Here is a 26,537-nt window from a genome sequence, read left to right as displayed (position 1 = left end):
CTGATACGTTTAACTATAGTAGAATTATTATATATTATTTTTATGAACATATTTTAAATTAAAGGTATCTCTTAACCATTTAAAATCATTAATCATCGATAACATGAAATCTATATTATCGATATTCTCTTGATAGAAATGAGCCGCATCTATCGCTCCTATTGATATCCAATCGCCAAAATCTATATGAGTATCAATCAAACTCCATGCTGTTAATCTTTCTTTACGGATAATATCATCTTTAAGATTTTTCCTTGGTATACTAAGCTTTATACATTCTCGAAAAGCAGCTCTCCAAGAATGAAAATTACTTGTGTTAATGACTGTATCTGAAGCAACAACATTGACTATACGATAATCAGGACTAAGGGAGATAGTCATATCTCCAGAAAAGTGTTTAACTCCCTGGAACAGTTTTTTATTAAATAATTTTACACCGCCATTCCCATAACATAAACCATTAACGGAGTTAACACTTCTCCATACATAAGTCGCAGTTGAACATAACGGTTCTACTGGTAGATCAAAATTAAAATCATCTCTAACTTTATTATCTCCATCAACAACAAAAAACCACTCTGTGGTTACAGTCTCAGAAGCAACTTTATGCGATTTTAAAATACCATTAACACCGTGAACTCTTTTGGTGTCAGGAAATCTTTTTTTCAAATGCATCCAATTAGATTCAGCACATGGTTCATCATAAGATATAAAAACAATGTCACATTTCATTTATTTACCCCTTCATAAACGTCATCATTAAGTATAATGTTAGCTAAACATTTAGCCTGAAATTTAATATTGAATTCATTCATTATTTTTTGATTGGCGTTCATTCCAATAATATCTTTCTTATCTTTGCTCAACTTACTTATATATAATATTTTTTTTGATAAATCGATAACATCTCCTTCATTGACAAGAATCCCATTGACATTATTTTCAATCAATTCAGTAATTCCACTATGATAGGTAGAGAGTACTATTTTTTTCATAGCCATCGCTTCCATTAATACCACCGGTATACCTTCCATATCACCAGCATCAGATGTTTTGGACGGAAGGATTAAAACATCTGCATTTTTCATAAAATCTAAAACTATGTGATGAGGTTGAAAACCATGCATTTTTACATGCTCATTTAAATGAAGCTTTAATATTAAATCATGACAGTACTCACTTAATTCACCACCACCTATAATATCTAAAGTAAATGACACCTCACCATTTAGCCGTGCTAGAGATAGTAATAAATCAGGTAATCCTTTTTTTTCTGTTAAACGACCAACAAAAATAATTTTCATTTTTTCTTGATTAGACACATTTACATCTAAACACGAGAGTGCATCAATATCGACTCCCAGATGTAGTACCTCTACACGAGTAGAATTGCATCCCAAATCGATAATCCGATTACGCATATGTTCACAAACTGAAAAAATTCTATTTGCTTGCTCAAATAGAATTCCGTAGTGATCTCCCAAATCATCAAGGCTTTTTTCTTTTGTAATTTCATATGCATGTAATACACTATATAAAGTATTCTTTATATATCCATACTTTTTCAATTGTGCGGCCATAATACTAGCCATACCAAAATGACTTATAACTATATCAGTCGGTTTTATCAGTGGTGGGTTAGATAAAAATTTAAAGAACAAGCGTTTACGGTAACAATTTTTTTTAAACAAATTAATTCGAGAAAAAAAATGACCCGATATTATAGAGAAATAAATAAATTTAAATATTGCATATATAGAGTGAATGTTATTTATATCTTCCAGACAAACATAAGGAATAGTATAATCATCAGTGTTAGATTTGCAAATGGATACAACTTTTATGTTAAACCCTTCTTTTTTCAAACTAACAATCTGTTGATGAACGAAAGTTTGTGTTAAGACTGGATATTCCTCAAGAAAAAAAATTATATTACGCACAAAAAGTCCTTTCTCTAATTTTTATCACAAGTGTATCAATCAAGAACAATCACATTATTATACTCATTTTTAGATAACTATTACTTTCAAATCTTAACATTATCAAAATAAGATCTATTTTTTCTATAGAATACCAGACTCATTATAAGACCGATACAAATAGAAAGGATATGTCCTGGCTTAGGATAGTGAGCATAAATTAGATCTAAAGCAATAGCCGGTATCATAGAAAAAAAGACAGATAATTTTAATATTATAGAAGTATTTTCTTTTATACAAACTAACAATAATGCAAAGGAAGATACACCTAAAATAGCCTGTGATGCTCCCGTACCAATATTCCAAGGATAACTAACAAAATTAGTGCTATAAAGTGTTCCCAAAGCACCAGATGTAAACCATAAAATGAATAAAAATTTAGAACCAACATGCTTTTCTAGTACAAGACCTAGTATAAAAAATGATAATACATTGTAGAGCATATGCATCTGCTTAACATGTATAAGCTGAGAAACCAGAAATCGCCAATACTCAAGATCATATAATCTGTTGGGAGTTAACCCTCCATACTGCTCTAGATCTACAATGCTTACTTTACCGATAAAGCTGTTCGTTAATGAATATGAAACGAATGTAGAATAAAAAATCGTCACACATATTATAAATACAGTTATCATAGGAAATTTTTTCATTTTTAACATTAAACACTTCCTTAACATTCATTATATAACATCATAAATTATATCAGGTAAATCTTTCAGCGTTATATCCATATCATTAACTTTACTTGATTCTATATTATATTTAAATTTAGTTATGATCTCAGGATTATCCAACCACCGTTTGATGAACTCAGCGCCATGAGATTGACTGTCAAAACAATAGCCAAATTTTCTTTTATTTATTAACTCAACTACCCATCTTTCCATTGGTAAACCGGAGAAATGTACTAAAACAGGTAAATTGAATCTAATTGATTCCAGAACTGTGTTCGGGCCTGATTTAGAGTATAAGAATGAACGATTGTTTGTTGAAGCCTCTAGTGCTATCTTTAGATAATCCTTATTAGCTAGTGCATTATAAATATGAGCTCTATTTTCATGTCTTTTATTTAATTCTATACATTTATCAAGAAATTTTTCATTTGAAATAATAACCATGATTACCTTAGGTCTCGATGGGTGTTCTAACGAAGTTTTTAATACATCGAAGTAGCCTTCTTCACACCCATTGCAGAGAATCAAAATAGATGGTACACCCTGCTTTTTTATTTGATAATTTGGAATTTCCTTGAATAATGGAACTGTTTTCAGTTTATTAAATTTTTTAATTATATCATGATTCGGGTAATAATCTGTAGTTCTAATTGTTAAGTCACTACTGAAGTGTCGATGTATTCTAATATCTAATAGACCTGGGTTAGTTATAAAATTCACAGTTTTGTAATTAAAATTGAATTTTTCTTTTAACACATAAATAACTCTAGAAATAATACCTTTCGTTGAAATAATTAATGATGGCATATCCTTTTTAATAATACAAAATAATAATTCATTCACTATCCTCTCATTGTTATCATCACTAATCCACAAATCTATGCTATCTATCAGTTCATCATACAGCTTCATTTTTATATGAGGTTCATGGTAACTTGCAGCAATCTCTTGCATCTTTAATCCAAATTCTCTGAATGTAGGTACTAACTCATCAAAACAGACTAGTTCTGTAGAAAAAATTCCCTTGCTGGCTAGCTCAAATTTAATCTTCTTTGCTGCTTCATAATTTCCCATTCGCCCCCATGTTTTCATGCAAATGATCAATATATTCTTCATTAAATTAATTTCTCCACAGTAAATCATTGATATAACCTCAAACAATTACATCAAACAAATATATTCATGTGATTAGATTTAATATATATTCAAATAATTTTAACTATCTATCCAACCGAATACATACGATGTAACTAATGTTCTGTAAAAAAGTCATAATTATTTACAATTCCTTTAGGGTCTAATTTATTTTTGAGATCCAATATTTTTATATAATCTAACCCATATGTTTTTAATTTATCTTCATAACTCATTTCATGCCATCCAGCAAGATAAGGACGACCTCCATTTAGAATACACATTTCTAATATTTCTCTATGTAGTTGTTTAATTTTTTCGTATTCTTTAGTTACATTCTTTGGAATCGTAAAATAAACGCCAAACCCAAAAACAATCCCACTCATATCTTTTGATATAGGTTCGAAAGGAAAAAATTTACTTAAATCCGGGCTTTTCTTTAAAATTATAAGAAGCCGACCTTTGTTCTTGATGAAAACATCATTGTTAATTACTTTATTCAATAGAAAATCGGCAAAAGATATAACATTATTTTGATCAACACAATAGTCTCCCCAAAGATTGACATTATCTCTATTCCAGAGGTCATCTCTGTAGGTCCCAAATGTTCTTCCTCTATAATCACTTACCAAATGATATTTATAGCAAATGCATCCTACCACTTCGTATTCTAAAACTTTATTAATGATATTTATCTGTTCAGAATCATTGCTAAGAATCATATTGACATAGTATCGCCCTTGATATAATTGACATGTCATTGCTTCTATATTCAGATTGGAATATTCTGATATAAGTATCAAAAAAATTAGCAGGTGGAGAATTCCATCAAACTCTATCACATAAAGTATATTTTTCAATCTCAATGGTATAGCTTCAAAAGTAACATCTTCGATAATACCAAGTATTCCTAATGATACGAGTCCAAAGTTATAAAGCTCGGAGTTTGAATTTTCTGAACAGTGATGCTTTTTCCCATCAGGGGTTAAGAGTGTATACGATTGAATGCATGAAGCTTGACTCCCGTATAAATATGAATCTTCTCCATATCCACCAACAGTAAGTGTTCCTCCAACAGTCGTATCAGGATGCCTAGTCAAGATAGGAAATGATAAACCTTTTTTTCTCAAAAAGTATTCAATAGACAGCCATGTTTCAAAAGCTGATACTTTAAATTTACGTTCATCAACTTGTTCAAATACTGGTTTTTCAACTGATACTACTAATACAATCCCCTTAGAAAGTGATTGTGTACCAAAAGAATGTCCGACACCGCGTATATTTATTGGTATCTCATTTATATTACAATAGTGAATAATATCAGTGATTGAATCTAAACGTTTTACACAAATGACAGCAAGTGGTGGTGTTGAATACATTCCGCCAAAGTTTGTACAAAATGTTGACAAATATTCTTCATCAATATAAACACAAACTCCATGTAATTGATTAAGATCATTGAAAATTTTATTTTTTTCATTCCAAATAGTATTCATTATTTCAAAACCTGATTGATCACATCATTAAAACAATGATGTACCTTTATGAAAAACATCAAAATAGATGACATATCGTATTATGTGAAATCATCGTATGCTTTAACTAGAACATTCACATGAAGGTTGAAATAATTTATCAGAGTGATTCTGTAATATTTCTTCCCATTCTTTTCTGAACCAAGGTGTACACAAATATTTATTATTATTTATATATTCTTGAATACATTCAATTTTAATAAATAATCCAGCAGATACTTCTTCAGGATTTTCTCTTGGTAATGTGTCCGTAAAAACAATGAATACATGGCATAATTCATGCTCATACCCTATATCTTCATATTTTTCTTTATACTGGAATTTATATAAAAAAATTGGCTCTTCATTAGTTACAATACCAAGCTCTTCTTCCGCTCGTCTTAACACAGCATGAGAAATGTCTTCATTTGGTCTTGGGTGACTACAATATGAGTTAGACCAATATCCTGGCCAAAGTAGTTTATTCTGTGCTCTCTTCTGGATATACACCTCATTATTTGAATTAATAATAAAACAGGAAAAGGCACGATGGAGATAATCACCACTTAAATGAGCATCTAATTTATTGATATTTCTAATTATATTATCATTCTCGTCGACTAAAATTACATCATCCATATTATAGTTCCCCTTTAATAAACTCTTTCTTTATTTAATATATTCATTGCATTATTATTCCAATTTACGTCTTCAAATGCAGTTCCAATTGAAATAAAATCAGCACCAGAATATAGTAGGCTGTTTGCTTGCTCAGTATTTGATATCCCTCCGCTAACAAATAATAGAGTTCTATCACCAACAATCGATTTAACAAAACTACATATTTCATTAGAAATAACACTATTTCTTGAGTATAAGTAAAAAACATTTAATGGATCAAAATCTATACCCTCTAGTGTTCTGGAAATGCTTTCTTTAGAGTGCTCTACAGTCTTTGATTGTACAAACTTTTGAGATTTTTCATCATCGCCTAAAACTAAAGCAGCAGAGCTAATGAAGCCGTTGTCACCATAGTTTTGAACACTCTGCTTGATCGACTCTCTCTCTAATGATAAAGAACTATAGTATTCCATATTAGAATTTATTACTGATGTAGCCAAAAATGCATCTGCATGAGGTGATGAGGGAAAGCCTTTTGGTTTCTGAGGAGGGAAATGCGTTATAATAGGGATAGTTTTTATCTTTGATACGGCAGCAATAAAGGGAGATACTTTCATTTCAAAGTTTTCACAATCCGTACTAGCGACTATACAGAAAGGAGCATATTTCTGAAAAGTCAGTAGTCTATCTATATTTATTCTATTATCAAACTTAAATGGATCTATAATAGGAATTATTGACTTCCTACATGAAGACATATGTTTGTAAACATCCATAGCAAACTCTTTTTTACGTTGTTAATTTAGTGAACTGGTTTAATAAAATTATTTATCAATCAAATAAAGAACTCTTTTTTTTCAAACTTTCTGTTTTTTCCCACGAGTATGCAGACCATGCGATCTCTCTTAATGGATTTCCCGAAACTCTTCTGAAAAACAGTTCAATTAATATAATTATGTGCCATATTAAAAATATAAATTTAAGTATACTTTTTATAATCTTATCTTTAACAGAACTCTTGATGAGCATATTAGGAAATAGTCCCTTAAACTGAATTTCCTTCAAATAATATAAAGACTTATCTGATGAATAATCAGCACAATAGATAAGAGTACTAATAATTGATCTACGTATACGAAAATATGTATCTTTTATATTTCCCCCAACATAATGTTGGCATGTAGATTGTTCCACTATCTTCATATTATTTTGGGGATTGTCTAATCTCATATCCAATAATTCAAAAAAGAAAAACCCATCATCACAGATATATCTAGCAGGAATCAAATTTTTTATTGATGAGAGGCCAACCATCATACAGCAGCCATGCGGATATTTTGTTTTCTTTGTAGACATTTTATTCTTAGCAAAATTTAAAAATTTTGACGTTGGATATTTTTTAGGCGTTGGGAATTTCAATGCACCAGAGCTTCCTATAAAATTTCTATGACAAAGATCCTCATATAGATGTAGAAATGCATCATCAGATAGAATTACATCATCATCCATCCATCCAACTGCTGAGCAATTTATTTTTCTTGCTAAAAGTACAGTTTGATTAATTGAATATGCTTTACTCCTGACATCAGTAAGAAATAATATTAATTTATTGTAAATTTTGTTTTCACTTAATAGTTTTTGAACACTATCAATAATGTCTAATCTATAATTACTTCCAGATTGAATACTGACCATTAATATAGAATTAAATTTTAGACATTGTTCAATCCCTCGTTGAATTGCTTCCAATATTTCATATTTATCACATCGTTCCCATAGTGTCGGCAATAATATGACACTATCTACATCTTTTATATAAGACAATTGAATGTACTCATCCAACTCAACTTCGTAATAATTTTCATTATTGAAGTAAAAATATGTATCTTTACTATTAGAAATATTCCAGTCATTACCTCTTGTATAACATTTGGATATCTGACTTTGTATTATATCAAATATTTTCATCATCTATACCCCAACAAAATCACAATATTCACATATTCCAATTCTATTTCCTTTCTTTAATTGCTCTCTGATTTCATTTAAATTATTTGAATTCCATATCTCAAGTATACTTTGATGATTAAGATCTCCTATAATTGCTTCTTCTGTCCAGTCTTGACAACACAAAACGACAGTGCCACTGAATGTTATGGTAAATTCAGTAAATGGCTTAACACATGAGTTTTTTAGAAAAACTTTTTCTTTTCCGCCAATATTTCCAGCGCGATTTGTCAGATTTTCATAGTCATTTCGTGTTATAAATATTAAATTATCTGAAATAGTATTCTCCCATTTACCTATTTCATTAATAATAACTTTATCATCGGTGTAATCATTCACAATTAGTTCTGCATATTGACTAATTTCCTGAGCCATTGCTTCATTTAATAGAGAACCATTTGTCTGAATAATTATTTTCGCCTTTGTCTCATTTTTTATTTTTTGAGCCCAATCTATAATTCTCTTATCCATCAATGGTTCATTTCTAAAAAACAAACTGATATAACCATCAAAGTGTTTCAACTGTGCTATAATTTTATCAAATAATTCTTGTTTCATTTTTCCTTGTTTCATTTTGACTTTATTTGTGGGACAAAATGAGCAGGAATAGTTACAACCACTTCTGGTTTCTATTTGTAAAATTTTAGGGAAATAAGGAATATCCAGATTATTACTTATTCGTTTAGATAAAAAATACTCTATAGATTTTGATTTAATATATTTTCTATTTATACCACTAACTGTATTTAGAACACCTTTCCTTTTTATACGACTAAAAATATAGCGAATTTTTTCTTTATTTATTATGTTCATTTTCATATTTAATCCTCCTCATTAATTTGGTATCAATATGTTATCAATATGCAATTGGCAAATAAAAACAACTCTATATTTTTAGTTGTTTAAATTTTATCTATGTCAAATTAATAATACTTCTTCCATTTCTGGAGAAGGAACTATAAATTTATTTTCATTTAGGAACACAAGAATTTTACTGATATTTTTCTCTATAAAATTCTTTTAGAAAATACTCTGATAAACTTGATTCCATCGACTGGAATAAAAGCAGTTATACTTGTGGTGATGAGTTATCTATCATAATTCATGAAGCATCGAGTCGTCTGAAATGAGAAATGTATTTTGTATCAAAATATCTCTATTGATAGGGTAATACACCAAAAAACATGCTACCGCCCATGGATTACAGGCTCCAAAATCCTAGGGATGTAAGAAATTTTCAAAACATAAAAATCAACACAAATAAACATTGTTGCACAGCAACTGATTGAATTAATCTTACTTTAACAATAGAGCTTAATCAACTATATAAATTAGAAATGTGATTTTCATAATTCAGAGGCAGCTTATAATAAATAAAGTACAGGGAAGACTATGATTCAGTTCAGAATATTTTCATACTCGGTTGACAGTTATTTTTATATCTTTAGATGATACGTTCACATATTCTGATGAGTTGAATTCCATCGATAAACTGACTGGTATTAGGGGGGATAGGGATTTATTTTATCTTCTCAGATCCTGAAACACTTCACGATGATGTCTATTTCCTAAAATTATGGTATCGGTTTCCCTTCCAAACCCTGCCACTCAAAACAGTATTGATTTGGGGGATTCATTCTATCGGTCAGACAGAACATTCTTTCGGAGTACCGACAGATATAACACCAAGCTCCTGGACTCTCGGCAGCATTCCCAATATCGGCTTAAATTTATCCCCCATCAGAATATTTTGTACAGCCGCACCACCACAGCCCCCACAACGAAACATAATACTCAGGTTTTAAATCTGTCACCGCTATAATCATCATCGAGGTATTTGCAATTTCATGACAGGAACAACGAGTCTTTTCGGCCAATTAACCATCCGGAATCAGTCGTTGTCCACCGGACAGTTCATGCGGATAACGTTCAAGCAAAGCTTCACCGAGACCAACTCTTACATCGCTTGGCTGAATTTTCGTTCCACGATATCAATCTGTCCATAATTTTGAGCCAAATCATCACAGCGAGAATTGTCATCATCAACGTACAGAAGAAAAATGGCAGCGAAAGCGGCAACAGATAATAATAACCAAGTAAGACCGCAGCCCATAAACCACAAATGGAAAGCAGTTAAAAGCTCAACTAATCGATGTAACATCCTTGGTCAGCGCTGCCAATATTGTGGGGTCAGATCTCGTCCTTCCTCAGCGCCGGAGAGTCCGGCAGCTTTTCCGGACGTCTCCAGATGTAGTAACTGCCGATCAACATACCGATAGTCGATACCGCGACCCAGACAAAAGCAACCTTGTGCAACAGTAAAATCAGTAAACAGACCGACATCGATACCGCTGACAAAATCTTATTCTTTCTGGAAATGACTTTACCGTTTTGCCAGTTTTCAATCATGTTGCGGAAAAAGGGTTTCGACATTAAAAAATGATGAATCGTGGGGGAGCCTTTCGCTGATGCCCATGCACATAAAATAACAAATTCGGTTGTGGGCAGCCCCGGTAAAACAGCACCGATAATCGCCAAAATCAGACTGACGATCGCAATGAGTTTATAAACCCATAAATGCATCCCTGATGCTTTTTTTGTTTGCTGCTGTTCTGTCATCACTCTTACCGATGTTCTTCGAGATCCGGGCTCAATGTTCATCACAACCACATTCATTCTGTGTTGAGATGAACGGTTTATCATCGTTATTTTACCTCAGCGTTAAGCTGTGTTCAGTCTCCCATGTCTCACTCAGAAAGTATATGACGTATGTGTTTTCACTTCATTTGCATCCGCCTAAAGAATATGCTTCGCCCGAGCATCCTTTGTGATCGGCTTGGTGGTCTGTCCTTTGAATCCGTATGTCTCTGGTCGTCCGGTCGTTTTACTTTGAATACTGTGGATTCAGCTCCCATAAAAGCGTTTGTCGGGCATGGGCGATTCGTGGCTGACGCAACGCACTGGGCGCCCATGCCATATAGTACTCCAGCCGCGTGTCTGCTACCGGGGCTTTGATCTGTTGCAACTCGCCGCGCTGAATGTGCTCATGACACAAATAGTCCGGCATCACAGTCCAACCGAATCCTTCAATCAGTAAACGGCGTAAAGACCGTAAATCCTGACTGACCAATGCCGGCGGATGGCTGCCCAAATGGAGGTGATTTTTCTTCAGCCAGCGATCAATGACCGACAATTCAAGGTTATAAGTCAGCATCGACTCACTCAGCAAAGCCTGCGTTAAATCCTCTGCCTGAGCAATTCTGGCTGCCACTTCCGGTGCGGCAACCGCCATCACCGGCGCTTCCATTACCGTTTCGCTGCGCAGACGTTTATCCGTCACCGGATGGGCGGTAAACCCCAAATCACAGTGCCCTTCCACCAACATATGATGAACTAAATCCCCATCACCGGCATGCATCCGGATACGAATGCCTGACTGCAACAACGGTAAGAGCCGTGGTGCAATGACTTCAGCCATAAAATCGGCATGACCAATCATTTGCAGTACGCCTTCCATATTGATCGAACGCGACCTCGCCTGCGCCAGCGCCGATTCAACGGCATCCAACTTATCTCCGATATCCATCGCCAGTTCATCGGCCGCTGTCGTCGGTGCCACACCTGAGGCTTCACGGGTAAATAGTTTTCTCCCGACAGCCACTTCAAGCCCGGCAATATGCTGCGATACCGCCGGTTGCGTCAAATTGAGATTTCTTGCCGCAGCACTGATCGAACGCTGACGATAAACTTCCACAAAGGTTCTTAAACGAGCAAGTGACATGGTAACTCCCGCACCTCAAAGAGGTCATAAATATATTTATACCCCCTCTAAAATAACCTTGTTAGCATGATTACGCTACTCTCATATATGATTTCCCCATCTTGAAGCACCGCAGTCGAATCACTCATTTGCGTTGAATGAAACAGTTACATTGTCAAAAACGCTGAGTTTTGAAAGCCAAGTGATCAATCACTGTCTTCGACATACATTGTCAGCTTTATTAAGGAGTCTATATGTCCGTTCAAACATCATCCGCTCAGAGCATCGCAGCGAACCTCGATTCTTCCGATGCATCATCGTTCAATGAGATGAATGCGATTCTCAGCAGTATGAAACGGGCTCACCTGAAATCGGGTCCCGCAGATGCTGAATTACGTCAGGACCGCCTGCTGCGTGCAATTCGTTTACTGAAAGAAAATCGCGTCGCGCTGTCACAAGCCATGAGTGAAGACTTCGGACACCGCAGCACTTATCAGTCAATGGTCGCCGATATTACGACCTCAATACGAGCGCTCCAGCACGCTGCCGAACATGTTGCCCAATGGATGGCCGCCGAAACCATCGACACTGAACAAGCAGGTCTGCAAGCCCGGATTCAGCCTCAGCCACTGGGCGTCGTCGGTGTCATCAGTCCATGGAACTTTCCGCTGAATCTTTCATTTGGCCCACTGGCTGGTATTTTCTCTGCGGGCAACACCGTGATGCTCAAACCGTCAGAACTGACACCGAGAACATCAGAACTGGTTGCCGAGCTGGTTGGACGTTACTTTGACCCGATGGAATTTGTCGTGGTGCTAGGCGATAGCCAAATCGCCCAACAATTCAGTTCACTGCCGTTCGATCACCTGCTGTTTACCGGCAGTACCGCGGTCGGCAAACTCGTTATGCGCGCTGCGTCAGAAAATCTGGTGCCCGTCACGCTCGAACTCGGTGGTAAATCTCCGGTTGTCATCGCGCCGGATGCCGATGTGTCTACCGCGGTGGCAAGAACCCTGACCATTAAAACCTTTAACGCAGGCCAAATCTGTCTGTCCCCGGATTACATCCTGCTCCCTCAAGGCGCAGAGGAACAACTGATTGACGCTGCGCAGCAGTTTATTCGTCAGAGTTTTCCGACACTACAAACGAATACGGATTACACTGCGATCATCAGTGATCGACACTATCAACGTTTGGTTCACTTACTGGAAGATGCGCAACAAAAAGGTGCCCGTGTGATCAGCCTCTCCCCGGATGATGAAGTTGATTTCGATGCATCCAGCCGCAAAATTGCCCCACATCTGGTGCTTGATGTAACGGATGATATGGCGATTATGCAAGAAGAAATTTTCGGCCCGCTCCTGCCGGTAAAAACCTATCACGAGCCAGAAGATGCCATTGACTATGTCAATCAGCATCCTCGCCCGTTGGCCGCTTACTATTTTGGCGAGAGTCAGACGCAGCAGGCACAATTTGCCAGTCAAACCACCTCAGGCGGATTGGTCATCAATGATGTCATGACGCACGTGACCATTGAAGATCTGCCTTTTGGCGGGGTTGGCGCATCCGGAATGGGCGCGTATCATGGTATTCACGGTTTCCGCCGCTTCAGCCATGCCAAACCGATTGTTATCCAAAATCAGGAAGGCACGTCTAATCTGCGTCTGAGAGCACCTTACGCCGATAAACTGGCACAGTTGGAAGATTTTTTAGCGCAGTAAACGCATTCAGATTGAATTCACAAACACGAACAACAATGACTTGAAAAGGAAGAGAATAATGAAAATTTTAATGGTTCTGACCTCACATAGTGAACTCGGCAACACCGGTGAAAAAACAGGCTTTTGGCTCGAAGAGTTTGCCGCACCCTACTACAGCTTTATCGATGCCGGTGCTGAAGTGGTTCTGGCCTCACCAGACGGTGGACAGCCACCGCTCGATCCGAAAAGTGATCTGGCTGATTTTCAAACCGAGCAGACGCATCGCTTTAAAGCAGACCCGGCCGCACAGGCAGCCCTTGCCAATACGGTCAAGCTGGCAGGCATCAAACACGAAGATTTTGATGCAGTCTTCTACCCAGGCGGGCACGGACCACTGTGGGATCTGACCAATTCACAAGATTCGATCCAGCTCATCGAAAGCTTTGAACGTGCGAACAAACCTGTCAGCTTTGTCTGTCACGCACCGGGCGTACTGCGTCATGTCAAAGCAGCCGACGGAACCCCTCTGATTCAAGGGCGCAAAGTGACTGGTTTTACCAACAACGAAGAAGCAGCCGTGCAACTGACAGACGTGGTTCCATTTCTGATCGAAGATGAGTTTCAGGCACTCGGCGGCCTGTATGAAAAAGGCGCAGACTGGGCACCTTATGTGGTTGAAGATGGTCTGTTGATCACCGGGCAAAACCCGGCCAGCTCTGAAGCAGTCGCTCAGGCACTGTTGAAGAAACTCGCTTAATCATTTATCTGAGCTGATAAAGCTCAAACAATCCACTGTCTATCATTCAAACGATACTTTTTCGGCCTGCTCATCATTTGAGCAGGTTTTTTATGGTACCTTGTATAAAAACGATCATCCGTTTTACTCACAGTCCTCAATTCCAGCCTTGAAGCCACAACGAGTAGATCTACAACAAACTATCACCTGATGAGCATTCATCATATCGCCTGAAAAACGCATAAATACCAACAAGAAAATATTTATCCATGGCATATCATTTCCAGAATAATCACTCCACCAGGAAATAAACCATGCTAACAGATGACGCGATTCGCCAACTATCACTCAATAATTTAAAAGCTCAGCCATGGCAAGATCAGGTGATCAATGCACATCCGGAATCAAATGTGATCGAACATAGTCTTGTCAGGGTCACATTCGAAATGAACGGCGTCGGTTTAATTGTCGGATTTCGTGGGAATCCAGGAGTTGATGCAAAGTACGAGATAGATATTTTAACAGCACTCCATGTTATCACTGGCTCTTATGATACTGAGCAAGGAAAACAGAACTGGGATACATTAAAGACGGCAGGAAAGTCTTTATCTGACCTAACTCTCACAAATAAACGCATTTATCTGAAAAGCTGTCATCCGATTCGTGAACAGGGGATTACCACAAGACTCAAGCCAAACTGGCAGAATGTGATTTTATCCCTGCAAGATATTCAATCGATTCGAACTCCCCATAACATCAGCCATGATATCGCTCTGATTACCTGCCAAGTCGTTACGGATAACTGTCCTCATATTGCAACCGCACTTGCATTGGGAAAATTTATGGCAAAAGCTATGAAAGATGAATACAAACTCTCAAGTCTCAATAATGACATCCAGGATATTCTAATAAATAAAGGTTCTCAGATACCGATAAAACATTGGGCATTCAGAGAGCGTAATGATGTGCAAAAACCTGAATCAAAATTCAGAGAGCTACAAGTCACAGAAGAAAGTGCTTATCAACCTCAACTGAAAGAAAACGAGTGTTATGACAATACTGGAAAACCTTTACTGCTTTTGATTGGGAATACATATCCCGGCAGCAATGGCTCAACTGGTCAGGCCGGAAATTCAGGAGGACCAGTGCTACAAATAGCCTATAACTCCACATCAGAGCATATCGAATGGATGGAATATTTAGTCATTCTCGGTGTCTATACCGGGGCAGAAATGGTTCCATGTAAGGATACATCCCGTGAGGAAGCAACCCAGATAGAAACACGAGTAAACACTGAAGCAGATGGATTATTAAATAACTCAATCACCCCCATCTACTTGTTCGGCAGTGATGATATTATTACCAAATAGCAATTGGTAATAGAGAGCGGAATGGAAACAGTCTCCCGCATACTCATCCGAACCAAACGATAAAAGGGACACACAATGATTGTCTTTGTGTGTCCCTTTTTCTTTTGGTGTGGTTTGTATTTGTGTCGTACAAAACAATAACAAATATGATGTCTCACAAACCCTTAAACAATTCCCCCCGGTGATAACTAAGATATTGCTGATGCTCCCGATACAGGGAGCATTGCATCCCCTCGCGGATACCGAGGGTTGCGGGGGATTGGAGATATTTAGAGATCATCACTTTGCCATGCTGATCGAATGAGATAAAGCCAAGGTCAAACGCTTTATCAAGATTCGCCAGCAACAACAGACCATTGTATTTATCCAGCCGTTCATCGTTGTTCGACTCCCGCCAAGGTTTGATATGAGAAGCCACCAGCATTTGGGTATTACGATAGCGCGTCACCGCACAGCCCTGCCACAGATCAATCAGTTGTCGGCGATAAGTTCCCTGCCCCAGCCGCGCATTTCTCAGAATTTGCTTTTCCGTGGTTGTCAGATGTTTATCTGCATCAATCTGAGCGACATCCTGCTGTAAATCAACCTGCGTCAGATCTTTTAAAAACTGCTGATAGGAATCAATGACGGCTGAAAACAGATTCAGATTCGGATCATTGACCTGCAATACATGCGACTGTTTAAACCGCAGAGCCAAGTCATGAAATGCCCGGTATGACTTCATGTCAAACACAGGGACATTGGCAAGCCCTTGTTCCTGTAACCACTCGGACAAATCACTGGCAATCAGCCGCGTATAACGTTCGATAGTCTCCGGAGCTTGACCGATATCCACCAACCATTGCTGATACAAAAACGCCAAATCAGACAAATTATGATTTAAAGCTTCTTTGAGATCAGTGTTAGTAATCCGGCTTTGCAGATACGCAAACAGCGCATCATCGATAGTGATATGAGACACAGCGGTTTTGGAGTAACGTTTTACCGTTGCAGGATCTATTCCTGAGTTGTAAACGATATGCCAAAACCCTTCGCTTTTAAGATGGAAATACGGGTTCTCTGGGGTGTTTTGATCCGTATCACGGCGACGCTGATTGAAAAAACGCGTGAATGCTTCTTTTAACGGTTCATTGAGATCAATCCGATTAGTCGCTATAACTCCGCTTTCAATCAGCTCCGTCACCGCCAGCAACATACATACCTTATGTGGGCTTTTGTGATTGCCCTTGGTATTCATATTGAGATTGCGAAACTTATCCGCGTAGTATTCCAGAGACATATTTGATTCCTTTGCTTAGTCCTTTCGGATCGGAGAAGACAAAACCACCGTCTGCCAAGATACATCACTGCGTTTGAGACGGTCATCCTGACGCTCTGAGATCAACACCGGGTTTAAGCCGCTTTCAGTAGCCTGAGCGACCAATTCCTCAACGGAAAGCGGATAAGTCACGCGACCATCGCTAAATTCACCGTCGCGTAAAGAGATCACCAAACGTCCTTCCGATGTCAGCAACGCTGCCAGATGACCCAATGCCTGCTGCCGTTGCTCCGGTGTCAGATGCATCCACACCGCACTAACCAGAATCACATCAAACGGATGTTTGTGCCTTGAGAGTTGAGCCAATTCCGGCAGCCCATCATCCAGCCATTTAACCGCATCACCGGTCAACCGCTGCCCTTCCGCCCGCATCAGTGCCGCAGGTTCCACAGCAACGACCGCACAACCTCGCGCCGCCATCCAGCACGCATCCCGCCCGGAACCGGCCCCGACATCCAACACCCGTTCACCGCAGCCCGGCCAGAAATCCCGCCAACATCCGTGAACGTCTTCAAAGCTAAGGCTGTTGTATTGGGTTGCCAGTGAGTTAGCGTTTTGGTTATAGAAATCAGAATATTGCATTGTCTCTACTGAGTCATTACATTGCGGCATATCATCATATTCTCGATAAGAAGAGCCAAATTGATTAACCTTATCCCTCTTTGTTTACCAGCCTCGCTTCCAGCTCTTTGAGAGACTCACCTGAACCAGCTCTCCAACTCTGAGGCCCACTCCGGCTATTGCCTGAAACTAAGCAAGCGGCGTACGAAGATGAACTGATCAACTTATCTTTGACCAACTCAAAGCAGTTCTCCCGCTCAATCAGAACACCACTGTCAATCATCTCCTGCTTTATCTGCTGGCTTTTACCCGGCATACTTTGCGATGATCGTTTAGCGATCTGAGAACCTTTTGCAAGTAAAAAACCATCATCCGTCATTCGGCCATAGGCTTGCAATTTATTCACAGTGAGAGTCAGTGGATAATGAGTCAAAGATTCATTGCTCTCTATTTCTGTCGTCGAGGATGAAGCAATCGGTTCCAATAATCGATGCCCCAGACTTCCCAGTACCAATTTGATATTTTCAATAAACTCTTCCATTGCCGCCATATCTGCACGGGGCAAACCTGACTTAGTCGGACAATTTGAATTACTGACGGTATAACGATCTGCGGCTTGGCTGATTTCAACTAGTCTTGCTTCTAAATATTTGATATGTGCTTTGGTGAGGTTTTCATCTTTACTGCTAAATATAATCACCTCATTCCAGAAGTCTTTTTCACGATCATGATTGGCTAATCGTCTGAAAACATCTTCGGACTCCCCGATATAAGCGACGTTATTATCATCACCCGATGCCTTTTCCAGCAAAAAATAAACACCGGGACGTTTCACTTCATCCCAGTGCTTCAGTTCAGAAAATCGAGTTCGCGGACACGCCATCGCCTGCCCCGACCAATTGACGATTTCCACATGACGCAACCCTGTTGGGCTACCGTCAGCAAAGAAGATACGAATACTGCGACCAAATTCTGCCATACTGCCTCGTTGTGGAAAATAACCTGACTTCAAATTCAAATATCAATTAAAACCTGAACAGCTCTAATGCTTATCCTGATTGCGTAACTTTTTAAATTCTGCTGCCAGATCTTCGGTAATGATCAGTGCCGTCTCTTCATCTTGGGCATTTTTTTCTTTTCTGGCTTTCAGATCAGTCTGAATGCGTGCTAAACCATCCATCAGCTTGGGATAATCTTTGATGAACTTCATCACACAAACTGCCGGAGCACTGACAGTGGCCGAGACCCCCATCATCACATCCCAATAATTAAGGATGAATTCCAGCACCGTACTCCCTTCACGGGCTTCGCTCAGCGACCAGAATAACTGCCGCTCACTGTCAAACGCTGTCGTAAAGTCTATCTGACTTGTTTCTTGAAGCTGTTGGTCAAACTCACCGACCCATTGCAGGTAATGGGTCAGAATTTCATCACTCACCACACCTCTGGCTAACAATTCATGCCCCACATCGTAGGCCATCAAGGTCGATAAATGATGCTCATACGGTTGATCCAGTTTGACGGTCACTCGTGCAATCTCCGTTACATGGCGGGACTGCTGCACCTCATCGCTGAAATAAATCGGTGTATCGCCGATCCGGTGGACAAAAGCAGTCAATGGACGCGTGTCATACTCTGCCGGATCTTCCGCCAGCATCAGAGCGCCGGTATCATCCTCATAGGTGTGTACCATCTGCTTGAACTGGTCGAGTAGGCGTTGATACAGCTTTTTACGTTCCATCAACTTGGGTTTATAAGTCAAACACTGAAAGAAATCTTCTCTGAGCGGATCTTTACCGGTGAAATGATACTCATCGAGTAATCGGTATAACCGGGCTTTATCCAGTTGCTCCTGCTGGCAAAACTGGTGGATTGCCCGACGTTTTTCTTTGTTCCAGTAGCCGGAAAATAAAGCAGGCAAATCATCCAGCTCAGGAACTTCAGGCAAGTAGTCATCAATAAATGCTTCTATCAGTTGACGTTTACTACGCAACTGCGTTTCACCGCCGAGTAAATCAAATATCTGCTGCCGGGCTTTGACCACCTCTTCGGTCGCACCGCCCTGTGTACGCCGTTTTTTCTCCAGTTCGCCCAACAATTGCAGAATATATGCCACGTTGATCTCATCCCGATGGATAAGCTCCAGCTCAAAGTCAACTTCATCGAGAATCGACACTGCATCTTCTTTGTTGCCACTGCGATGGCGATCATAAATATCGAGATATTTACTTTTGTAATCTTCAAATGCTTGCTCAGACAGCGGCAAATCTTGCCAGTCGAACTCTGAGAAAGGGCGTAGTTTGTTCAAAGTGCGGATCAACTTGCGGAACGCTTTGACAAACGCAAACTGCTCATGCTCATTGACCAGATCATCAACCGCCTCTGGCGTTGCCGCCAGGTCTTGTATCTGTTGCAAGGTCTCGGAGAATTGAGCGACATAAGCCTCATACGGCGCCATCAGAACCTCTTCGCTTGCATCTCCGTCGCAGAACAATCGAATCGCTTCATCGGTTGAATCTTTCAAAGGCCGGAAGCAGACGACATTTCCCTGCGCTTTGAGATCGCCCAAAATCCGGTTGGTACGGGAGAACGCCTGAATCAGGCCGTGATACTGCAAGTTTTTATCGACATACAGGGTGTTGAGTTTTTTCATATCAAACCCGGTCAGATACATATTGACCACCAGCAGAATATCAACGCGATCTTTCTCTACGAAATTTTCATAATCCCGAGACTTCATCCGTCGGGTGATGTCTTTGTAATAGGCATAAAAAGCCTGACTGTCTTTGGCCGAGTGTCTGGTTTGATACATCGCATTGTAATCGGCAATACAGGCTTCGAGCTGCTCGCGGGAATGCTTGGTTTTCGGGTCATCTGTACGAATGTCAAAATCAGGATCACCGACCAGGCCATCGGCATCATCATCCGCCGTATTCACACCCGGCGTAAAACAGGTAATCACACGTAAATCATGTTCACCGCTCTGCCGTTTGCGTTGAAAGACCTGATAGTATTTGAGCAACATGTCCACATTGCTCACGCACATGATGGCCGAGAAATGGCGGTTGTACGTCTTGCGCTCATGGTTGTGAATGATCCAATTCACATTTTTTTCCAGACGCCTTTCATCTTCAAAAGCTTCGCGGGTATTAATCCCGGAGACTTGCTGATCAATAAAAGAGCCATCTTTCAGTTTGAAACTGCCCCAGTATTCCACCGCAAACTTGAGCACATTGTCATCACCAATCGCGTGGGTAATCAAATATTTATGCAAACAATCACCGAATAGATTTTTCGTCGTCCGCATACCGAAACGGTTGGTAATGGCATTATCCTCCAGAATCGGCGTCCCGGTAAAACCAAACAACTGTGCTTTGGTGAAAAATGCAGTGATATTTTTATGCGTGTCTCCAAATTGGCTGCGGTGACATTCATCAAAAATAAACACCACCCGCGACTCACTCAACGGTTTCATCGCCGCTTCATAGCGGCTTTTCTTAATCGCCGTATTGAGCTTCTGAATGGTGGTAATAATCAGCTTATTTGGCCCGGACATCTGTTCGACCAGTGCTTTGGTATTTTCCGTACCATCGACGCTGCCGGGGCTGAAATAATTAAATTCTTGCGTGGTTTGATAATCGAGATCGGCGCGGTCCACCACAAACACCACTTTATCGACTTTCGGCATTTCCTTGAGCAATTGAGCGGCTTTAAAACTGGTCAGGGTTTTTCCGCTGCCGGTGGTGTGCCAGATATACCCGTTTTTGCGCCCTGTTTTCACCTGCTCGACAATCGCTTCTGCGGCATAATACTGATAAGGACGCAGCACCATTAATAACTTGTTCGACTGGTGTAGAACCGTATATTTGGCAATCATCTTCGAGACGTGGCACTTCTCCAGAAACACATCGCTAAAAGCTTCAAGTTGGGTGATGGCGTTGTTGTCCCGATCGCTCCAGAAGAACGTTTGCTTGAAATCCTGTTTGCGGTTATTGGCGTAATATTTGGTATTCACCCCATTAGAAATCACGAACAGTTGCACGTAGTTAAACAGGCCATTTTCAGCCCAGAAGCTATGCCGCTGATAGCGGTTGATCTGATGAAATGCTTCTTTGAGTTCGACACCACGTCGTTTAAGTTCTATCTGTACCAATGGCAGGCCGTTGATCAGCAACGTGACATCGTAGCGATTCTCATACTTCCCGACCTGAGTCACCTGGGTAGTCACCTGATACTGGTTCTGGCACCAATGGACGGTATTGAAAAACTGAATATGGGTGGATGTGCCGTCATCTCGGTTGAGGTAATAGGGTTCTCGCAACGTGACGGCACGCTGAAATACATTGCCTTTATCCAGATGGCTGACGATTTGCTGGAATTCGCCATCCGTCAGTTCGATTTTATTGTGGATTTCAAGCTGAGTTTTCAGGTTGAACCGTAGATCCTCGGCATTTTTCAGGGTCACTTTTGCATACCCTAACGCCACCAAACGATCGACTAAACTTTGCTCAAGCTGCGCTTCACTCTGATACCCGGCGCCGATATCCATATTAATAGCAGCCCGCGCTTCGATCAGTGTTTCGATATCGTCATCATGCGTCAATGCCGGACCATCCACCTCATCACCAAGAAGTTGCTTTGCCACCTGCTGCTGACGACGCAGGTACTCTTCCCGGAGATAAAACACCACCCCAACCCGCTCAATATGGGCGATCAGATCCGGGTTATCCAGATGACGGAACAAAGCAATATCCAATTGGTAGGGAATATCCAGCGCCTCAAGCGCCAGCGAGACTTTTACCAATAGATTATCCGGTTCGCTGCCGTGGGTTTTGAGGCATAAATCGATGTCTGAACCGTCGCGGAAGGTGCCTTTGGCGCGGGAACCATAGAGAATCGCCGTGTCAATGGCAGCAAACTGCGCCAGCACTTCATGGATCTGGCTGATGGTGGTTTGAGGGAGTCCGTATTTACTCATGATGGGTCTGAAAGTCCTGTATCCGTCAGCTCTTTGGCTGCCAGTTGGTTGAGCTTGTCATTCAACAGACAAAACTGCTCATAGTAGAGGTCGGTGATAGCATCGATGATTTCCGCAGTAACATCCTGATTGTAGGTATGAGAACTCAGGTTACGACTTTTGATCATCTCCAACCACACCTCACCGTCTACAATCAGGCCGACTTCAAACGCTTTGCGGGCAACGTTTTTCGAGCCGTACAGCTCGTCATAGCCCTGATCTTCGAGATAGTCTTTCTGGGTTTTCCACGCCAGTTCATGGTTATACTCAAATGACTGAATCAAACCCTGTTCTTCCAGCTCGTTGAGTTCATCGCGCTGCATAAACCGACTCAATTGCGCCAGTGCCCGGTTCCAGTTCTGTAGTCGTTGTATCCAGCGAATATCGTGTTTCATCATTACCGACCTTTTCAAATTCAGTTTTCTTCTGCTTCAACTTCGATATCTGTAATGTACTCTTGAAGCTGAGTCAGATAATCATCTTCATATTGTTCATATAATGCCAGACTATATCTGACTTTTCCTGCATAACGATATTGCTCATCCAGACTCTCATTAAAAGCCCGTATTTGTTGTTCTTCCCGCTCTATCAGCCCCAGACTTTCACTATCTTTTTCTAAAAAAGAGGCCTCAATCATCGCCTTTATTTGTGGCTTATCTTCTTTTTCAAAATCAATTAAAGATAAGATTTCCAACATATGAGATATAATTAAGTCTGTTAGATTTTCAACAAGGTGAGCTAACTGAATTGAACTTTTCTCGGTCTTAGGAGCAGCCCGTCCATGAGCGATATCACCTCTGTCATTTCTGATTCTGGCTAAATAGCGACAGAAATTTTTACCGAAGCTATCTAATAACTCTTTCTGACAAGATGGATGATAGTTATTCAACACGAGAACAGCACGCTGGAATAGAGTATGAAAATCTTCCCCATTCCCTTTCATTTTGTCAAATGTTGTCTCTAAACCGGTTAGATCTTGTGATGAAAAACGCTTTCTGATGTGATCAACACGCAAATCAATTCTCTGCAAGATGCTCTTACTAATACCTTCAATCAAAGATTTACAGGTTTCGATACAATTATCAGCCGTAATTTTTTTCTCGATTGCAATATAATAAACATCGTGATCTTCGAAATTCATATAGTATTCGAAGCTTTCACGATTTTGGCTTAATATTTCTTTTGTTCTTTGCATATTGCTCACACAAACATTTTCTGTAACAGACCTTGTTTAAAGGTTTGCACTTGCTCAATTTGGGTAGTCAAGCGAGTGATTTTTTGATCAATGGATTGCAAAAAACTAGCTATTTTTTGTTGTTCTTCTAATGACGGTACAGGAACTCTCACATTAAAAAATTCTTGAGCACCTATATTTAATAACCCATCCATCCGAGCTGATGATGAAATCATTTTTCTAAGTTGCCAGTTCAAGCTCCCAAAAGAGAAATATTGTGAATAAAAATCTGTTACTCCTTCATCTAAAACAAACGCTCGATAGACAAATGGGATCAGTGCTTCCTCATAATCTTCCATTTTATATATACATCCATATGGATACCTTTTTGATGCTCCACGGTTATAAGCAAATTCATCTTTTTGTATCAGTGTATATTTCTCCAAACTAGAGCCTGCAATAACCTGGCTAAATCTTTCTTCCTGTTCAAGAAACCCCTTGCCTGCAGAAATAGTTAATACAGGATATTCTCTCAATTGAGCCACTCTTTTTATAGGGGAAGCTATTTCCTTTAATCGCTTCTCTTCCCAATCAGGAAAATCCGAACCGTCATCTTTTTTAAAACGAATCTGCTGAGAAAAAATCTGCTGCATTACGCCTGTTTTGTAGTTTTCGAGTAGCTCTCGCTTTTGGCGGAGTTTTGTGATTTTTTGATCGATTGCGGAGAGAAATGTTGCTATTTTTTGCTGTTCTTTTGGATTATCAGGAAAATAAATTTGAAACGACTTTATGCTTTCAAAGTTTAAACCTTCTCGCCCACTTCCTGATTGATTTTGAAAAATCAATTTTTGACCTCTCCAAGACGCCAGATAGGCTTGTAGATACTCGGCCGAAAATCTCTCTTTCAATCTGATAATACACACATGCTGATTAATATTTGCTTCTTCGTTCTCTATTGGAACGACACAGCTACGTCCGATTGATGCTCCTGTAATATTCAGTAAAATATCACCACCATAAACTTTTGAACCTTTCATTGATTCATGTTCTTGCTCACTAATATAAACGACATCAGAAAGGTCCAAGCGGTTATTATTAACGTTCTGACTTCGTATTAATGCCACACCACATTGTTTATATACTGCCGCCCCACCTTTAGGAGTAACACCACTCCCAACTTTTGTTGTTATCTTTCTGATAGAGAATTCTTTCCAGTTTTGGATAAACCCCGGAAACCGCAACTCAGGCACAGATTGCTTTGACTGACTCATGATAACGGTGCCTCGATACCCAGTTCATCACAAAAGGCTTTAATCGCCTGATCAATTTCTACCATATCCTCGTCAATCTGCCGGATTTGCTGAGCCACGGCGACTAAATCGACCGGTTCGGCTGCTTCAAAGGTATCCACATAACGGGGAATATTGAGGTTAAAATCATTCTCGGCGATGTCACTCAGCGATGCACGATAACTGAATTTATCGAGCGTTTGGCGCTGACGGTAAGTCTCGATGATGCGCTCAATATCAGAAGGACGCAGGCGGTTCTGGTTTTTGCCTTTTTCAAAATAATCGCTGCCGCTGGCATCGATAAACAACACATCGTCCGGGTTTTCCCGGCACTTTTTCAGCACCAGAATACAAGTGGGAATACTGGTGCCGTAAAAGATATTTGCTGGCAGGCCGATGACTGCATCCAACCAGTTTTGATCGTCGATAATATAGCGGCGAATATGCCCTTCCGCACCACCGCGAAACAGCACCCCGTGCGGCAACACCACCGCCATCGTGCCACTATCGTCAAGCTGATACAGCATATGCTGCACAAAGGCGAAATCCGCTTTTGAAGCTGGTGCCAGACGGCCATACTGGGCAAACCGGTCATCGGATTCATACCGCTTATGGGCACTCCATTTGGCCGAGAACGGCGGGTTGGCCACCACAGCTTCAAAGCGTTGCCCCAAATGCTGTGGACTGACCAGTGTATCTTCTTGTTTGAGGTCAAACTTACGATAATGCACCCCGTGGAGGATCATATTCATCCGCGCCAGGTTATAAGTGGTGCGGTTCATCTCCTGACCATAGAAATCGCCGACATTCTCCTGCCCGACTTCTCGCGCAACCCGTAATAACAACGAACCGGAGCCGCAAGTCGGGTCATAGACTGATTTGAGCCGGGTTTTACCGCTGGTGACAATCTGCGCCAGAATGGTCGAGACCGATTGCGGGGTATAAAACTCACCGGCCTTCTTCCCGGCACCACTGGCAAACTGACCAATCAGGTATTCGTAGGCGTCACCTAACACATCCCGTTTACTGTCATCGAGCCGAAAATCAATCTCATCTAAATGAATAAGAATTTTAGCTATCAACGCATTTCTGTCAGTCGGTTTTCGCCCCAGCTTGGTCGAACCCAGATCGAGGTCTTCAAACAGATGATCGAAGTCATCTTCACTGGCTTCACCCATGGTTGAACGTTCGATATTGGCTAACACATCATTCAGATCGTCGAGGATAAAATTGTCCACCACGATATCGTCATCGTTGTCGTCGGCTTTGGCACGGGCTTTTTCTTCACCGGAGAGTTGATGTGCCCCTTTACGGGCGATGCTGCTGAACAGCTCAGAAGGTTTTAAAAAGTAACCAAGGTTTTCTACAGACTCTTCTTTGATCGCCGTAAGCATTTCCTGCCCGTCTTCGCTGGCTTCATCAATATCGAGAAAGTCGATCTGATCTTCAGCCAGAATGGTATTGGCAAAGCGGTACATCCGCTCAGACAGGTATTTAAAGAAGATAAACCCCAGACAGTAATCACGAAATTCATCGGCATTCATTTTGCCGCGCAGGGTGTTGGCAATATTCCATAATTGTTGTTCGAGTTGTCGTTTTTGTTCTTCGCCCATGGGTGGCCCTGAAATCCTTCATTGTTACTACAATAGGGTCGCCATCGCGACCACAGAATTATCCGAT

Annotated in this window: 23 protein-coding genes; 3 read left to right on the top strand and 20 right to left on the bottom strand. The window is 40.2% G+C overall.

Annotated features, from left to right (window positions below; all coding sequences use genetic code 11):
• Positions 1-27: 27 nt before the first annotated feature.
• The 12 genes from OCU60_RS04365 to OCU60_RS04310 all read right to left on the bottom strand — a co-directional run bounded on the left by OCU60_RS04365 (position 28) and on the right by OCU60_RS04310 (position 11,713).
• Positions 28-732: a hypothetical protein gene (locus tag OCU60_RS04365; RefSeq protein WP_074374221.1), complete on the bottom strand. Its 705-nt coding sequence runs from the start codon at positions 730-732 to the stop codon at positions 28-30.
• Positions 729-1,940, bottom strand: a complete 1,212-nt coding sequence (locus OCU60_RS04360; protein WP_074374222.1) for a glycosyltransferase — start codon at positions 1,938-1,940, stop codon at positions 729-731. The genes OCU60_RS04365 and OCU60_RS04360 overlap by 4 nt, the downstream gene beginning before the upstream one ends.
• An 86-nt stretch (positions 1,941-2,026) precedes the next feature.
• Positions 2,027-2,641, bottom strand: a complete 615-nt coding sequence (locus OCU60_RS04355; protein ID WP_074374223.1) for a rhomboid family intramembrane serine protease — start codon at positions 2,639-2,641, stop codon at positions 2,027-2,029.
• Positions 2,642-2,662: 21 nt separating this feature from the next.
• Positions 2,663-3,730 (bottom strand): hypothetical protein, encoded by a 1,068-nt coding sequence (locus OCU60_RS04350; protein ID WP_139302140.1) that lies wholly within the window; start codon positions 3,728-3,730, stop codon positions 2,663-2,665.
• Positions 3,731-3,906: 176 nt separating this feature from the next.
• Positions 3,907-5,286, bottom strand: a complete 1,380-nt coding sequence (locus tag OCU60_RS04345; protein ID WP_074374225.1) for an FAD-binding oxidoreductase — start codon at positions 5,284-5,286, stop codon at positions 3,907-3,909.
• 102 nt (positions 5,287-5,388) lie between these two features.
• The gene (gene idi / locus OCU60_RS04340) at positions 5,389-5,943 is read right to left on the bottom strand and encodes an isopentenyl-diphosphate Delta-isomerase (protein ID WP_074374226.1); all 555 of its coding nucleotides are present in this window, start codon (positions 5,941-5,943) and stop codon (positions 5,389-5,391) included.
• A 14-nt stretch (positions 5,944-5,957) separates the two neighbouring features.
• Entirely contained in the window at positions 5,958-6,701 is a 744-nt protein-coding gene (locus OCU60_RS04335; protein ID WP_074374227.1) for a geranylgeranylglyceryl/heptaprenylglyceryl phosphate synthase, read from the bottom strand.
• 55 nt (positions 6,702-6,756) lie between these two features.
• Positions 6,757-7,896: a hypothetical protein gene (locus OCU60_RS04330; protein WP_074374228.1), complete on the bottom strand. Its 1,140-nt coding sequence runs from the start codon at positions 7,894-7,896 to the stop codon at positions 6,757-6,759.
• The gene (locus OCU60_RS04325; protein WP_205410518.1) at positions 7,897-8,751 is read right to left on the bottom strand and encodes a radical SAM/SPASM domain-containing protein; all 855 of its coding nucleotides are present in this window, start codon (positions 8,749-8,751) and stop codon (positions 7,897-7,899) included.
• A 1,138-nt stretch (positions 8,752-9,889) separates the two neighbouring features.
• A complete protein-coding gene (locus OCU60_RS04320; RefSeq protein ID WP_159439484.1) occupies positions 9,890-10,093 on the bottom strand; it encodes a hypothetical protein in 204 nt (67 codons plus the stop codon).
• Positions 10,094-10,122: 29 nt separating this feature from the next.
• Positions 10,123-10,635, bottom strand: a complete 513-nt coding sequence (locus OCU60_RS04315) for a YbaN family protein (RefSeq protein WP_083602719.1) — start codon at positions 10,633-10,635, stop codon at positions 10,123-10,125.
• Positions 10,636-10,816: 181 nt separating this feature from the next.
• Positions 10,817-11,713, bottom strand: coding sequence for a LysR family transcriptional regulator (locus OCU60_RS04310; protein WP_074374229.1), 897 nt, complete (start codon positions 11,711-11,713; stop codon positions 10,817-10,819).
• A 233-nt stretch (positions 11,714-11,946) separates the two neighbouring features.
• Between OCU60_RS04310 and OCU60_RS04305 the strand changes: the two genes are divergently transcribed.
• From OCU60_RS04305 to OCU60_RS04295, 3 genes are all read left to right on the top strand, one after another.
• The gene (locus OCU60_RS04305; RefSeq protein ID WP_083602720.1) at positions 11,947-13,413 is read left to right on the top strand and encodes a coniferyl aldehyde dehydrogenase; all 1,467 of its coding nucleotides are present in this window, start codon (positions 11,947-11,949) and stop codon (positions 13,411-13,413) included.
• A gap of 58 nt (positions 13,414-13,471) precedes the next feature.
• A complete protein-coding gene (locus OCU60_RS04300) occupies positions 13,472-14,149 on the top strand; it encodes a type 1 glutamine amidotransferase domain-containing protein (protein ID WP_074374230.1) in 678 nt (225 codons plus the stop codon).
• Positions 14,150-14,442: 293 nt separating this feature from the next.
• Positions 14,443-15,498 (top strand): hypothetical protein, encoded by a 1,056-nt coding sequence (locus OCU60_RS04295; RefSeq protein WP_074374231.1) that lies wholly within the window; start codon positions 14,443-14,445, stop codon positions 15,496-15,498.
• A gap of 154 nt (positions 15,499-15,652) precedes the next feature.
• Here OCU60_RS04295 and OCU60_RS04290 read toward each other — a convergent pair whose 3' ends face one another.
• The 8 genes from OCU60_RS04290 to OCU60_RS04255 form a co-directional block, all read right to left on the bottom strand.
• Complete coding sequence (locus OCU60_RS04290) at positions 15,653-16,777, bottom strand: HNH endonuclease (protein ID WP_074374232.1); 1,125 nt, start codon at positions 16,775-16,777, stop codon at positions 15,653-15,655.
• A 15-nt stretch (positions 16,778-16,792) separates the two neighbouring features.
• The gene (locus OCU60_RS04285) at positions 16,793-17,398 is read right to left on the bottom strand and encodes a class I SAM-dependent methyltransferase (RefSeq protein WP_074374233.1); all 606 of its coding nucleotides are present in this window, start codon (positions 17,396-17,398) and stop codon (positions 16,793-16,795) included.
• Positions 17,399-17,468: 70 nt separating this feature from the next.
• A complete protein-coding gene (locus tag OCU60_RS04280) occupies positions 17,469-18,356 on the bottom strand; it encodes a GIY-YIG nuclease family protein (protein ID WP_074374234.1) in 888 nt (295 codons plus the stop codon).
• A gap of 63 nt (positions 18,357-18,419) precedes the next feature.
• Positions 18,420-22,355: a type I restriction endonuclease subunit R, EcoR124 family gene (locus tag OCU60_RS04275; protein WP_074374235.1), complete on the bottom strand. Its 3,936-nt coding sequence runs from the start codon at positions 22,353-22,355 to the stop codon at positions 18,420-18,422.
• On the bottom strand, positions 22,352-22,792 hold the full coding sequence (locus OCU60_RS04270; RefSeq protein WP_074374236.1) for a nucleotidyltransferase substrate binding protein: 441 nt from the start codon (positions 22,790-22,792) through the stop codon (positions 22,352-22,354). Before OCU60_RS04270 ends, OCU60_RS04275 begins: the two co-directional genes overlap by 4 nt.
• Positions 22,793-22,809: 17 nt before the next feature.
• A complete protein-coding gene (locus tag OCU60_RS04265; protein WP_074374237.1) occupies positions 22,810-23,589 on the bottom strand; it encodes a hypothetical protein in 780 nt (259 codons plus the stop codon).
• Between the two features lie 5 nt (positions 23,590-23,594).
• Positions 23,595-24,839: a restriction endonuclease subunit S gene (locus tag OCU60_RS04260; protein ID WP_074374238.1), complete on the bottom strand. Its 1,245-nt coding sequence runs from the start codon at positions 24,837-24,839 to the stop codon at positions 23,595-23,597.
• The gene (locus OCU60_RS04255; protein ID WP_074374239.1) at positions 24,836-26,470 is read right to left on the bottom strand and encodes a type I restriction-modification system subunit M; all 1,635 of its coding nucleotides are present in this window, start codon (positions 26,468-26,470) and stop codon (positions 24,836-24,838) included. The genes OCU60_RS04260 and OCU60_RS04255 overlap by 4 nt, the downstream gene beginning before the upstream one ends.
• Between the last annotated feature and the right edge of the window lie 67 nt (positions 26,471-26,537).

Source organism: Vibrio spartinae, from assembly GCF_024347135.1.
GTDB classification, from domain to species: Bacteria; Pseudomonadota; Gammaproteobacteria; order Enterobacterales; family Vibrionaceae; genus Vibrio; species Vibrio spartinae.
Note: the sequence above shows the minus strand (reverse complement) of the source record. Positions and strands in the feature narration are given on the sequence as shown.